Origin of the sequence: Sphaerisporangium sp. NPDC005288, from assembly GCF_040607475.1 — a bacterium.
Taxonomy (GTDB): domain Bacteria; phylum Actinomycetota; class Actinomycetes; order Streptosporangiales; family Streptosporangiaceae; genus Sphaerisporangium; species Sphaerisporangium rhizosphaerae.
Genome location: NZ_JBEXGT010000008.1, coordinates 164,673 through 176,729 on the forward strand (window position 1 = coordinate 164,673; position 12,057 = coordinate 176,729).

The following is a 12,057-nucleotide window of genomic DNA, read 5'->3' on the forward strand; positions in this document are numbered from 1 at the left end:
GTGCCTTCATCTCCTCCGCGCCGGAGCGCCCCGCACCCTGCGGTGAGCGGGCGCGCCGTACGGGTCCGCACCCGTGAAGACCTGCGAACCGAGCGGCGGCGACGCCCGCCGCGCTGCCTGGGACATCTGACCGCCGCGCCCCTCTGGCCGCTGCACGGGGTCAATCTCGGGACCCTGCTCCGCACGTGTGACGCCGTCGGCGCCTGCCTGGCCGTACCGCGTCTGCCATGGGTGCCGGAGGCGCTCCGCCGCGGGAACACGCTGCGCCACCCGGCCTGCGTGCACTGGGTGGGCGACCCGCTGGACTGGCTCGTCCGGCAGCGGTCGGCCGGAACCCGAGTGCTCGGTGTCGAACTGGCCGAAGACGCGATACGGCTGGCGGACCTGCCCATGTCACGTCAGCCGACCATCGCGCTCCTCGGCCACGAGAGCGACGGCATCCCGCCCGAGGCCCTCGACCTCCTCGACCAGGTGGTCGAGATCCCGATGATCGGCACCGGAGCCAGCCTCAACGTCGCGGTCGCCGCCTCCCTCGTCCTGTACAAACTGGCCGGCTTCGCCTGACACGCCCCCGATCGGTCGTCTGATCGTCGGCGCCAGGTCGTCAGCGTCGAATCTCGTGGACCCGTTGAAGGGAGAAGGCACGCTGACCAGGGGTTTTGTCACATATCGCAGGGCTGTCCGGTCTGAGCTGGTGCACGGCCGGAAGGAGCCGGCCACCGTCACGCGAAGGAAGCCTGATGAGCACCGATCACGCCCACGCCCACCACCTCGAGAACCCCGACAAGAGCGGGCCGCCGCCGAAGATCGACGTGGTCGCCACCGTGCCGGGGGCGCCCCCCGCGCCGGAGGGGGCCGAGGCGATGACGATCCTGGTCACGTTGCCGCCGAACAGCCCCGGCGCGCCGCCGCACCGGCACTCCGGGCCCGCCTTCGGATACGTGGTCAAGGGAGCCATCAATTTCGAGCTCGAAGGCGAGCCCGTGCGGGTCGTACCGGCCGGCGAGGCGTTCTGGGAGCCCGGCGGGGACGTGATCCACTACCAGGACGGCAACCACCTGGCCGAAGAGGAGTCGGCGTTCGTGGTGACGATGTTCTGCGCGCCTGGGCAGCCGATGCTGACCGTGGTCGAGCCGGAGGAACTGGAAGCCCGGCGCGACCGCCGCGCGCCGCGGTCATGACGAAGATCTCGCTCAACGCGGTCGTCCGCGACCTGCTCACCCACGCCCGTGCGGCCGGCAGCGGTCGCGACGCCACCACCGTCCACGGCGGGCGCGACCGTTCGCTGCGGCAGACCGTCATCGCACTGCGGCAGGGCGAACACATCCACGAGCACGAGCATCCCGGCGAGGTCACCGTGCACGTGCTGTACGGATGGGCGCGGCTCGTCGCCGGGCCCGACTCGTGGGACGGGCAGCCGGGCGACCTGCTGGTCATGCCCCAACGCCGCCACCGCGTGGAGGCCGTACAGGACTGCGCGCTCCTGTTCACCACCGCACGCTGAACCCGGCGTCAAAGGCGGGAACCGGTCTCGGTTCCCGCCTCGGTGTTCTCGAGCGGTCAGGCCCTCGGCGGCGGCGTGAGGCAGAGGATGGTCAGCGCGCGAGCCACTCCCGGTAGGTGGTCGTGGTGATCACGGCGCCGTCCTTGGCGAGGAGGGCGTCGCCACGCGCGGCGGCGTACATGCCGGCGCTGTCATCGATGACGACGGCGCGGCGGTCGCCGCGGGCGGCGAGGGCGATCCTGCCCAGCTCGTCGAGCGGGAAGACCTCCGGACCGGCGATGTCCCGGGTGCCGCGCAACGGTGCGTTCACGCTGACGTTGGCCACGACCCGGGCGACGTCGTCCGCGGCGATGGGCTGCATGAGCGTGGCGGGCAGGTGGACGGTGTGCTCGTCGGAGGTCCAGGACATCACCGTGTCGATGAACTCGAAGAACTGCGTGGCACGCACGATCGAGTACGGCACGGGGCCGGCCTTGACCATGTCCTCCTCCAGCACCTTCGCCCGGTAGTAGACCAACTCGGGCACCAGGTCGACGCCCACGATCGACAGGATGACCGCGTGCCCGACACCGGCCGCCTCGGCGGCCTTCAGCAGGTTGCCCATGGTCGTCTCGAAGAAGGCGGGGGAGGCGTCGCCGAAGGTCTGCGGCTTGGTCAGGTTGACCACGACGTCAACGCCGCTCAACGCCTCCGGCAGGCCCTGCCCGCTGAGCAGGTCCACCCCGCTGGACCTCGCGTGCGACACCGCCTCGTGCCCGTCCGCGTTCAGCATCTTGACCACCCGGGCCCCGATGAGGCCGGTCCCCCCGATGACAGCGATCTTCATTTCCCCCGGCCTTCCTCTGGCTCTCGAACTTCTCGTACCCAACTGCCCACGCCGGCCCGCGTACGCGCTCGAACCCGGAGTGCTCCTGTTACCCGATGACCGCCGTCGGATCCGCGTCGCGATCGTCCGCGAAGTGCTCCTGGTAGCCGACGACCCCACGTCCGACCCGCGTACGCGCTCGGACGTGCAGGGTCGTCCCGTCCGCAGAACCGGACGTGCAGTGCCGTCTCGCCCGCGGAACCGGACGTGCAGGGCCGTCTCGTCCCCTCAACCGGACGATCACGCGGTCGGTAACGGTTTCGAGCTAGTATCAATCGATACCGTATCGAACGAACAGATACCAGGTAGTGTTCTCCCATGGCCGCCGACAAGCCCCACGGTCCCACCGCCCCGCGTGCCACCGGCCGTCCTGGGGACGCCTCGCCTTTCGCCCTCGGCCTGCTACTGCGCCGTGCGCACTGGCGCGCCGCCGCGGCGGCCACGGAGGCGCTCCGGCCGCTCGGCATCGAGCTGCGGCATTTCGCCGTCCTGCTGGTGCTGGTCGACCACGGGCCCACCCTGCAGAAGGACCTGGTGACGGCGACCGGCTCGGACAAGGCGGGCATCATGCGCGTGGTGGACGACCTTGAGCAAAGGGGGCTGGCCGTACGCAAGACCGTCCCGGGCGACCGGCGGGTACGAGCCGTCGAGATCACCCCCCAGGGCCTCGAACTCTTCGACGCAGCCCACGTGGCGGCGCAGTCCCTGACCGAACGCCTGGTCGCCGAACTGACCCCCGAAGAGGCCGACCAACTCAAGCACCTGCTCACCCGCATCGCCTACCCCACCGACGACCAGACGTAAGCGCGCACATGCTCCACGGCGCCCGCAACCCCGTCGCGTCGGACCTACCTGCGAACCACCTCGACAGGCGCACTCCTCCACTCCGCGCGCCCTCCTGCGTCGGGATTTGCCGCCGCGAACCTTACTCCGGACGGAACCACCCATCCCGCCGACGATCCTCGGCTCTCATGGCGAGGGAGATACTCGGTGGTGGCCGCGCGCTGTTCTGGGGACGCGCCTGCCACAGATCCACTCTCCCGGACGCTTGGCGAGCGGCCTCCGGCCTTGGTCCTTACGAGGGGCGGCGCAAAGTCCCCAACTCGTATCGAACAACACGGTAGTGACGAGGTCCGGGCACCGTTGAGCATGGGAGGCGGCGGTGGCGACCGACAAGCGAGAGACGGCCGGCAGCGCAGAGATGACCGACAGGAGAGATGACCGACCAGTTTGGCCTCGGCGGAGACCTCACGATCGACCGCCTCGGCTTCGGCGTCATGCGCCTCGCCCGGAACTCCGAAGCCGGCCGCGCCGTGCTGCGCCGTCGATCTTGGCGTCAACCACATCGACACCGTCGACTTGCACCGCAGCGAAGACAGGTAGGTGCACGTCAACACCCTAATCCGCGAGGCCCCTGTCCCCGTACTCCGACGACCTTGTCATCGCCACCAGGTCCCGCCTTCGGTCCTGCCGGTCCCCGCCATGGCACGGCCGCCGACATCCGGCTCAAGGTCAAGGCCAACCTGGAAAGCCTGGGCGTGGACCATCTCGACCTGGTCTATCTGCGCATCGGCACGGAAAAACCACGCAGGGCGCCTCGCTCGCCGACCGCTTCGAGGAAACGCGAGTCGGAGTTTCCGCCAGCGCGGACGCGGACGTCTCCCCGCCTGATTATCCCGTCTCTTACTCCATGGCCTTGTGGAGCCAGGTCGCCACGGCAAGGGCGATCCCGATGCCCGCGGCTAGGCCAGCGCTCACCCCCCGGGCCCCACCTATGGAGTAGGCCGTGAGGCTACCAACGGCAAAGCCGACAATGCTGGACAGCCCAAGGATGGTGGCCCAACGGTGCGGTAGACGTGGGGGATCGCTAGGAGGTTGGTTACTACGTCGGTGGGATGATTTCATAATGAGCACGCCTTTATATGGTGGCTGTGGACGGGGATGTGAGAGCGGCTTCCTGCTGGCGCAGAGGCCGATCGCTTTTAGGGGTCAGATGCCAGCCTCACCATGAACATCTTTGACTCCTGTGCCTACCTGCTCGCTGGCGTCTTCGCCGCTGTGGAGCTACTTGCATGCCCGGCGGTACGTTTCAGCCGGGCGATCTTCATCTCCTCATGGACCTGAATTACGGGTTACGAAGCGGGCAACGTCACTCCTATCAACTGGTGGTGTCGGCCGCGCGACGGCCGCTCCGCCTCGCTTGATCCATCAAGCCTCATTCGGCAATGTCCGTGTCCCGCTCAATATCGCTTCTTGACTAAGTGAGCTCGCTTCTAAGATCCTTAAGAGACCGATTGTTGCTTTCCCGGTGCCACGCTGACCAGCCGTCAGTCTCCTGACCGATGAGCTTCTTGCAGGCCGGGGAGGGCTTCGTGAAGATCTCACCCGTGCTGATCTGGATGGAACCGCCCGCAAGCACGGTCGCGTAGTGAGTCTCGCCGATTCGGGGACGGTTCCATACGAGCTTGTCGCCGGCTGTGAGAAGACCCTGGTCGATCAAGCGGCGAAGTACTCCGGGACGATTCTCGCCAAGATCCGCACTGGCTACCTCGGACTCCTTGCCGGGTGTGCCCAGCAGGATGCGCCGGAGAACCTCGTTGGGAGTGGTCTCCACGAAGGGTTCCGCTTCGTCCTGAAGCGCCTTGTAGACCTCGTCGTCAACCTCAATCTTCGGCATGACATCTCCTATCCAACTTTGGCTGCCAGTTGCAAAGTTTGCCAGTTTGGCAGCTTACGGGCAAGGGGGATACGAAATCCGCTGCGGCGGTTTGTCGGTGGGGGGATCTACTGTCCCGGCCATGACCTCAGCGACGCAGGCGTACACCTACGCTGCGCCTTCCTCCCTTGTCGACGGTCGTCTCGGGTTGGCGACCTCCGGTGGGCGCGCCCTGTCCGGCCCGGCCGTGGCGCCTCGGTTCTTCAGTGGCGTGGTGACCCAGGCGGCGCCCGCCGCGGCGGGTCTGCTCGGCGTCGCCGATGTGGCGCTGGCCCGCTACCACCAGCCCCAGGCGCGGCCCGGCTGGGTGCGGGACCCGGTGGTGACGTGCGATGGAGACCGGTTGCGGTTGGAGTCCTTCTCGGCCTGCGGCGGGGTGTACGCCCGGCTCGATCTGCTGAACGGCGCGCTCGACGGCGAGGTGTTCGACCGTGGCACCACCAACGTCGACGTGAACGCGCCGCTCCGCGAGGCGCTGGCGCGCATCGGCGCGCGCGACCCGTTGCACCTGGGGGTGGGCCTCGACGAGCTGGTCGTGACCACGATGGACGGCGCGGTGGTGGAGAAGAAGGTCCCGCTGCCTGAGCGCTGGCTACGCGGGTTCGCCGAGGTGCAGGTCATCGCCTCGGGCATGGACCAGCGCGGTGAGCTGACCGGCATGGCGGCGGTGCGGTTCCTGCGTGGGCTGCCCAAGAAGGGCACGGTGTGGGTGGCGCAGGCGGGGCGTGAGCTGAAGGTGTCCGACCGTCAGGTGCCGGGCTCGGTCCAGCTCGCCGGCCCCAACCGGCTCGGCACCCTCCTGCCGTTGCTCCGCTTCGCGAAGTCCCTGCGGGTGTACGGCCCGGCCGACGCCGCCTCCAGCGCCTGGGAGCTGGAGCTTCCCGGCATGCGCTACACCCTCACCCTCTCGCCCGAGCGCTGGCGCGGCTTCTCCGGCGAGGGCGCGGTGCTCGACGACCTCGCCACCGGCGAGGCCGAGAACGACGCCGACGTGGTCGGCATGCTGCTGAACTTCGAGCCCGAAGTCGAGATCGGCCTGCTGGCCGCCCGGGCGGGCATCCCCGCCGACCGGGTGCGGGCCGCGCTGACGCGGCTCGGCGCCGCAGGCCGGGTCGGCTACGACTTGGCCGAGGCCGCCCACTTCCACCGTGAGCTGCCCTACGACAAGGACAACGTGATCCTGCTCAACCCGCGGCTGGCCAAGGCGCGCAAGCTCGTCGACGCGGGCGCCGTTCGCCTCGAAGGCGAGTCGGCCACCGTCCACACCTCGGGCGGCGCGCGGCGGGTCTCGCTGGCCGACGGCTCCTGCACCTGCGAGTGGTGGTGGGACCATCGCGGCTCCCGCGGGCCGTGCAAACACGTGCTGGCCGCCCGCATCGTCGCCCGCGCCGCCGTGGAGGTCTCCCGATGACCCTCTGGACGGAGATCCGCGAGCTTGTCACGCGCAACCAGGTCACCCGCCTGGCCGACCGTCTGGTCACGCTCAGCGAGGAGGAACGCGCGGAGCTGGGCGGGCGGTTGCCCGGCCTGGTCAAGGAGCTGCGCCGCGCCCGCACCGAGCAGGTGCGCGCCGAGCATCCCGACGACTTCGAGGAGATGGCCTCCTGGGAGGTCGGCGACCTGCTCGACGAACTGGCCGGCGCGCTGCTGCTGACCGGGATCGGCGTCATCGCCGGCCCGGCGGCCGCGGTGACGTGGATGACCAGCCGCGACGTCAACCGCCGCTGGGCCGAGGAGATCGACGTGGCCCAGGTGTGCAGGGTGGCGGCGAGCCGTCCCCTGGAGTGGCGCCGTGACGTCGCAGTGCGGCTGGCCCAGCGGGTGCGTCGTCCCGCCGACCGCATCGCGCCGCCGGCCGTGGCGCTGCTGCGTGCCTCCGGCGCGGTGCCGCCCGACCACGACCCGCTGGTGGCCGCCTGGCTGGCCGCGCCGAGCGTGGCCGGCGACCCGCTGACCCCCGCGCTGCTGCCTCGCGTCTTCGCCGCCGACGGCGCGGGCCGGGCCCTTCGTGACGAGCGGCTGGAGCCCCGGCCGACCCGCTGGCTGGCCGCCGCCGTCCGCGAGCTGCCCAGAGATCAGGCGCTCGACGGCTGCGTGAGCCGTTTCCTGCGCGGCGGCGAGGCGCAGGACCTGCGGTTCTTCGTCCGGCTGCACACGCTCCTCGACCCCACGCCGGCGGAGTCCGCTGCCCGCCTGCGCGACTACCTGCGGCTGTTGCCGTCGGCTCCGGGCACGGTGGCCGAGCTGGCCGCCGGGCAGGTGCGCGGGGCGATGCCGCTCGACCATGCCGACCTGGTCGAGGCGGTCGACGCGCTCACCTTCCGGGAGGAGGCCAAGCTCGCCGCCACGGGCCTGCGCTGGCTCGACCAGGCGATCAAGGCCACGCCCGAGACGGCCGGCGACTTCGTGACCGCGCTGACCACCGCGTACGCGCACAAGTCCTTCGACGTGCGCAACCGCGCGGCCGAGCTGACCCTGAAATACGCCGGCCTGCTCACCGGCCACGCCGAGACCATCCTCGACGGCGCCCGCCACTTGCCCGCCCACCTGGGCGCGAAGCTGGCCGAGCGGTTCGGCGGACAGACCCCGGTCGAGGAAGCGCCGGCACGGAAGGAGTTCCCGCCGCTGCCCGAGCTTCCGGAGATGCGGCGGTTCCCCGAGCCATCGATCAACCCCAACTACCACGAGCGCTGGGTCGGCCAGGAACGCTGGCTGGCGGCCTTCGTCGCCGGCATCGCCGACGACCGGGCGGAGCTGCGGCGCAGGCTCAGGCCCAGCGTCGATCACGACCACGGCCGCTGGCGGTCCAGGCAGGTGCGCGTCAACCCCGCCGACTGGCAGTCGGCGCTGTCCGCCGAGCTCGTCACCCCCGGCAGCGTGCCGGAGCGACCGCCGATCGCGCCGGAGAAGTTCTGGGACGACGCCAACCACTCGGTGCGCGTGCGCGCCCTCACCCGTGGCGAGGAGCCCGGCCCCGAGCCGTCGCCCCAGCGGATCACGATGATCGGCGCCTACCGGCAGGGCCGCTATCTCGACGACGACGCCCCGCTCCGCGCCTTCTTCATCACCTGGACGAGCGACGACGGCCCCGGCGCGGCGGTGGCCCACGAGGGTGACCGGCAGATCCCGTTCACCGGGGGCCGCATTCACCTGAACGGCTCCCTCACCGACGCCGAGCGACCGGGGCATCACGGCGCCGAGGATCGGATGCGCGGACTGCCGGATGGCCCCCATCCGGTGCGGACGAGGCCCGGCGTCCTGTACGACGACTCCGTCGAGGCCATGCCGTCGTTCGTCCTCGACGGCGCCTACGAGCGCATGGCCGAGCTCGGCGTGGACTCCGCGCGGATCGCGGCGATGCGGGCGGGGGAGCAGGTGCCTCCGCCGAAGCCGGACGAGCCGCTCGTGCAGGTGACCGTCGTCTTCGTCCCGCCCCGGCTGCGTTCCTACATGCCCAGGGAACTGCCCGAGCACGACGAGTGGGGGCGGCGCAACCACCTGCCCCATCCCAATCGCGTCTCTCCCCCGCACGAGTTCCTGCTGCACCGCTACGCCGAACTCGCCGAGGCCCTCCGCGACGCCGCCCTCCCGCCGGTGCTGCTGGCCACCCCGACCTGGATGAGCGGCCACCTCGACCCCGACGTGCTGGTCGACCGGCTGGAGACCTGCGCCGCCGCCGGCGTGGAGCCACTCCCGGCCGACCTGGCGCAGGCACTGCTGCGGTTGCCCCGAGGCTCCCACCCGGCCGCGGCCGACCGGGCCGCCAAGGTCGACTCGGACGCGGCGCGCTCGGCCGCCCGCTGGCTCGCCGGCGACGGCATGGCCGATCCCGAGTGCGGCCACGTGTGGCGCCACATGGTCGGCGCGTCCATGGTCGACTTCGGCGACGGCGAACCGGACCACTTCACCGAGGTGAGACTGCAGCCCGTGCTGCGCGGGACGGCCCCGACCGGGCACCGGTTGATCGACGAGGTGCTGCTGCGCCAGCCGTTCGACTGGAGGGTCGACGAGTCCAGCGGCACGCTCGCAGCATGGCCCGCCATGCTGCCCTCGCATCGGGAAGTCGTGGCCGTCAACTTCCTGCCCTTCCTGCTGCGCGACCACTGGGGCATGTGGACGACGCCGGCGGAGCTCAGCGGCCTGGAGATCGCCCAGGGCCCGCTGGGCGAGTCCACGGCGGTGATCCTCGCCTTCCTCCTGGCCGGCGGCGTCCCCGGAATGATCCCGCTCATCCTCAACATGGCCGCAAGAGGCGACCTCCCCGCCGAAGCGATCGGCCGCCAGCTCGCCCTGGTGCTACGCCGCACCTGGCGCGAGACCCGCCCCGCCATCACGGCCCTGACCGAACTGGCCGACGCCGGCGGCCACCACGAGGTCTGGCGCATCCTGCGCGCCATGCTGCCCGAGATGCTACCGGGCAAGGGGCAGCGCATCACCGTCACCCACACCGACCTCGTCGCCTTCGCCACCGACGTGGCCCACTGGACCAACGCCCACGGCGAAATCCCGATAATCGCCGACTTCGCGAAGAGCCGCCGAACAATCCGCTTCATCCACGAATGCAAACGCCTCCACACCCACCTCACCCGCTCCACCCCATGACCCCCGCCGGGACCAGGACGCTCATACTCGCCCACGACACCGAATCGCCGAAGGACCCCGGGTCGTGAGGGCCGGTCACCCGCTGGACGTCCTGGCCCATGGGCGCAGCCGGGGCCACCATCCGGGTACGGCCGCGCGGTACTCCTCGTACTCGGTGCCGAAGCTCCTGCGCAGGGTCGGCTCCTCGTACACCCGCACGAAGCAGAAGACCGCGACGAACGCGATGGCGGCGTACCAGAGCAGCTCGGACCGGGCGAGCAGGAGCCCCTGGCCGACGATGGCCGCGAGCACTCCCACGTACATCGGGTTGCGGACATACCGGTATAGCCCGCCGACCACCAGGTGCTCGGGAGGCGCGACGGGCGCGGGCGTCCCGAACCCCTCGGTCACGAAGCGGACGAAGGCGTCGACCAGCACGGCGCCCCCCGCCAGGACGAGCACCACCCCGACCACCCGGAACGGGACGGCGGCCCACGAGAGTCCGTCGGGCAGATCCGCCATCCGCCAGCGAGTGACCCACCATGGCCCGAACCCAGCCACACCGCCGGGCGCCACGGCAAAGAACACCGCACTCCCGACGGCCGCAGGCGTCCTGCGCATGTCTCACCACGCTCCTTCGCAGATAACTCATCAGATGGTGAAATAATCATCCCGAGCTTAACCCGCAGACGACCGGCGGGCGAGGGGGAGCCCTCTTTTCAAGGGACGGCGATAGCGAGATGGACATCACCGGTCCAGGGCGCCGGCCGGTTCTTCGGGTCGGCTGAGCGCGGCGAGATGACCCCGGGCAGGGTTCCGCCTCCGAAGCGTCCGCGAACGGGGCAGGACGTGCGGGTGACTTTCGCCAGTTGCCGTGCGTCGCCACCAGGCAAACACAGTCTGACGCCTAGGTGGCGTCATCAGGATGACCTTCACTCGCTTGTGATGACGCCATCATGGTGTCATAGTGACGTCATGGACCTTGCGCCGTATGTCGATCACCTTCGCCGGGAGCTCGCGGTCGCCGCGGGTGCGGGCGGGGAGGAAGCGCGCGCGCTGGCGGAGCGGCTCGCCGCGGCGCTGGAGTCGGCCGCCCGGCTCGCGCTGCTCGAAGCCCTGTCGGCCGCCGCCGACGAGATCACCCAGGACCTCGCGCCGGGCTCGGTCGAGGTGCGCCTGCGTGGCCGCGACCCCGCGTTCGTCGTGACGTCACCGCCCACCGCCCCCGCGTACGAGGACGAACGGCCGTCCGCGCCGCCGCCCCCTGACGTCGACGACGGCGGCACGTCCCGCATCTCCCTGCGCGTCCCCGAGCATCTCAAGCCGCGCATCGACGAGGCCGCTGCCCGCGACGGGCTGTCGGTCAACGCCTGGCTGGTGCGGGCCATCTCCACCGCGCTCGACCCCGGCGACGCCCGCCGGAGCGGAGCCCGGCGTCCGCCTCAGCAGTCCGGCAACCGTTACAGCGGATGGGTGCGCTGATGTCCACGCCGACCCACGACCAGGGAAGCGGAATGCCGACCTTCGACACCCCCGAACCGATCTCCGCCATCTTCGAGATGCCGCACGCCACCATCCGGGTCGAGGCGGGCGCCCGAGCCGACACCGTCGTCGAGATCCGCCCGACCGACGAGCACAATGACGCCGACGTGAGGACCGCCGAGCGCACCGAGGTCGAGTTCGCCGACGGCAGGCTCGTGGTGCGCGGCGAGAGCGAGCAGCGCCCCGGCTCGGGGCTCGCGTCCTGGGCGCGTTCGCTGCTGGTGGGCCCTGGCTCGGTGGACGTGACGGTCAGCCTGCCGGCGGGTTCCAGCGTCGACGCCACCGCGGTGGGGAGCCTGCGCTGCCGGGGTCCGCTCGGCGAGGTGGCGTGCACCACCTCCTACGGCGCCATCCGGGTCGAGCAGGCTCGCGCGCTGCGGGTGAAGAGCACCTACGGCGACATCTCGGTCACCGCCGCGTCCGGCCACGCCGAGGTGATCACGACGCATGGCGACATCATCATCGGCCGCATCGACGGCACCGCCGCCGTCAGGACCGCCCACGGCAGCGTCCGCATCCGCGAGGTGACCGGCGAGCTGCGGCTGAACAGCGGGCACGGCGACCTCGCCGTGGACCGCGCCCTGGCCGGCGTCACCGCCAAGACCGCGTACGCCGGCCTGCAGATCGGCGAGGTGACCCGCGGTTCGGTCGTCCTGGAGACCAACGGCGGCGGGCTGGACCTCGGCGTCGCCGAAGGCACCGCCGCCTGGCTGGACGTGAGCTCCAAGTACGGCACCGTGGACGTCTCCCTCGACCCCAGCGATGCCCCCAGTGGAACAGACCGGACCGTCGAGGTGCGGGCCCACACCACCTACGGCGACATTCTCGTCCACCGTTCCTGAGGAGATC

General features: G+C 70.8%; 11 protein-coding genes. 8 read left to right on the forward strand and 3 right to left on the reverse strand.

Annotated features, from left to right (window positions below; translation table 11 throughout):
* The first annotated feature begins 42 nt into the window (after nucleotides 1-42).
* The 3 genes from ABZU32_RS10790 to ABZU32_RS10800 all read left to right on the forward strand — a co-directional run bounded on the left by ABZU32_RS10790 (nucleotide 43) and on the right by ABZU32_RS10800 (nucleotide 1,504).
* Nucleotides 43-564, forward strand: a complete 522-nt coding sequence (locus ABZU32_RS10790) for a TrmH family RNA methyltransferase (protein ID WP_354920069.1) — start codon at nucleotides 43-45, stop codon at nucleotides 562-564.
* Between the two features lie 176 nt (nucleotides 565-740).
* Nucleotides 741-1,181, forward strand: a complete 441-nt coding sequence (locus tag ABZU32_RS10795; protein WP_354920071.1) for a cupin domain-containing protein — start codon at nucleotides 741-743, stop codon at nucleotides 1,179-1,181.
* On the forward strand, nucleotides 1,178-1,504 hold the full coding sequence (locus ABZU32_RS10800; RefSeq protein ID WP_354920074.1) for a LuxR family transcriptional regulator: 327 nt from the start codon (nucleotides 1,178-1,180) through the stop codon (nucleotides 1,502-1,504). The genes ABZU32_RS10795 and ABZU32_RS10800 overlap by 4 nt, the downstream gene beginning before the upstream one ends.
* 91 nt (nucleotides 1,505-1,595) lie before the next feature.
* Here ABZU32_RS10800 and ABZU32_RS10805 read toward each other — a convergent pair whose 3' ends face one another.
* Nucleotides 1,596-2,330 (reverse strand): NAD(P)H-binding protein, encoded by a 735-nt coding sequence (locus ABZU32_RS10805; RefSeq protein WP_354920077.1) that lies wholly within the window; start codon nucleotides 2,328-2,330, stop codon nucleotides 1,596-1,598.
* Nucleotides 2,331-2,687: 357 nt separating this feature from the next.
* On the opposite strand from ABZU32_RS10805, the gene ABZU32_RS10810 reads away from it, so the two are divergent.
* Complete coding sequence (locus tag ABZU32_RS10810) at nucleotides 2,688-3,173, forward strand: MarR family transcriptional regulator (RefSeq protein ID WP_354920080.1); 486 nt, start codon at nucleotides 2,688-2,690, stop codon at nucleotides 3,171-3,173.
* A 1,453-nt stretch (nucleotides 3,174-4,626) separates the two neighbouring features.
* Here ABZU32_RS10810 and ABZU32_RS10815 read toward each other — a convergent pair.
* Entirely contained in the window at nucleotides 4,627-5,046 is a 420-nt protein-coding gene (locus tag ABZU32_RS10815) for a hypothetical protein (RefSeq protein ID WP_354920083.1), read from the reverse strand.
* 121 nt (nucleotides 5,047-5,167) lie between these two features.
* Between ABZU32_RS10815 and ABZU32_RS10820 the strand changes: the two genes are divergently transcribed.
* Together ABZU32_RS10820 and ABZU32_RS10825 are read left to right on the forward strand one after the other, a co-directional pair.
* A complete protein-coding gene (locus ABZU32_RS10820; protein ID WP_354920086.1) occupies nucleotides 5,168-6,496 on the forward strand; it encodes an SWIM zinc finger family protein in 1,329 nt (442 codons plus the stop codon).
* Nucleotides 6,493-9,687, forward strand: coding sequence for a hypothetical protein (locus tag ABZU32_RS10825; protein WP_354920089.1), 3,195 nt, complete (start codon nucleotides 6,493-6,495; stop codon nucleotides 9,685-9,687). The genes ABZU32_RS10820 and ABZU32_RS10825 overlap by 4 nt, the downstream gene beginning before the upstream one ends.
* 75 nt (nucleotides 9,688-9,762) lie before the next feature.
* Here the strand turns inward: ABZU32_RS10825 and ABZU32_RS10830 are convergent, their stop codons facing one another.
* A complete protein-coding gene (locus ABZU32_RS10830) occupies nucleotides 9,763-10,188 on the reverse strand; it encodes an isoprenylcysteine carboxylmethyltransferase family protein (protein WP_354920092.1) in 426 nt (141 codons plus the stop codon).
* A 453-nt stretch (nucleotides 10,189-10,641) separates the two neighbouring features.
* Between ABZU32_RS10830 and ABZU32_RS10835 the strand changes: the two genes are divergently transcribed.
* Complete coding sequence (locus ABZU32_RS10835; protein WP_354920095.1) at nucleotides 10,642-11,148, forward strand: hypothetical protein; 507 nt, start codon at nucleotides 10,642-10,644, stop codon at nucleotides 11,146-11,148.
* The gene (locus tag ABZU32_RS10840) at nucleotides 11,148-12,050 is read left to right on the forward strand and encodes a DUF4097 family beta strand repeat-containing protein (RefSeq protein ID WP_354920097.1); all 903 of its coding nucleotides are present in this window, start codon (nucleotides 11,148-11,150) and stop codon (nucleotides 12,048-12,050) included. The genes ABZU32_RS10835 and ABZU32_RS10840 overlap by 1 nt, the downstream gene beginning before the upstream one ends.
* Nucleotides 12,051-12,057: the final 7 nt, after the last annotated feature.

Excerpts from the sequence above, each read along its gene's own strand:
- ABZU32_RS10830 (WP_354920092.1), bottom strand. The coding sequence starts at position 10,188 with ATGGCGGATCTGCCCGACGGACTCTCGTGGGCCGCCGTCCCGTTCCGG.
- ABZU32_RS10795 (WP_354920071.1), top strand. The coding sequence starts at position 741 with ATGAGCACCGATCACGCCCACGCCCACCACCTCGAGAACCCCGACAAG.
- ABZU32_RS10825 (WP_354920089.1), top strand. The coding sequence starts at position 6,493 with ATGACCCTCTGGACGGAGATCCGCGAGCTTGTCACGCGCAACCAGGTC.
- ABZU32_RS10815 (WP_354920083.1), bottom strand. The coding sequence starts at position 5,046 with ATGCCGAAGATTGAGGTTGACGACGAGGTCTACAAGGCGCTTCAGGAC.
- ABZU32_RS10835 (WP_354920095.1), top strand. The coding sequence starts at position 10,642 with ATGGACCTTGCGCCGTATGTCGATCACCTTCGCCGGGAGCTCGCGGTC.
- ABZU32_RS10820 (WP_354920086.1), top strand. The coding sequence starts at position 5,168 with ATGACCTCAGCGACGCAGGCGTACACCTACGCTGCGCCTTCCTCCCTT.
- ABZU32_RS10810 (WP_354920080.1), top strand. The coding sequence starts at position 2,688 with ATGGCCGCCGACAAGCCCCACGGTCCCACCGCCCCGCGTGCCACCGGC.
- ABZU32_RS10805 (WP_354920077.1), bottom strand. The coding sequence starts at position 2,330 with ATGAAGATCGCTGTCATCGGGGGGACCGGCCTCATCGGGGCCCGGGTG.
- ABZU32_RS10800 (WP_354920074.1), top strand. The coding sequence starts at position 1,178 with ATGACGAAGATCTCGCTCAACGCGGTCGTCCGCGACCTGCTCACCCAC.
- ABZU32_RS10840 (WP_354920097.1), top strand. The coding sequence starts at position 11,148 with ATGTCCACGCCGACCCACGACCAGGGAAGCGGAATGCCGACCTTCGAC.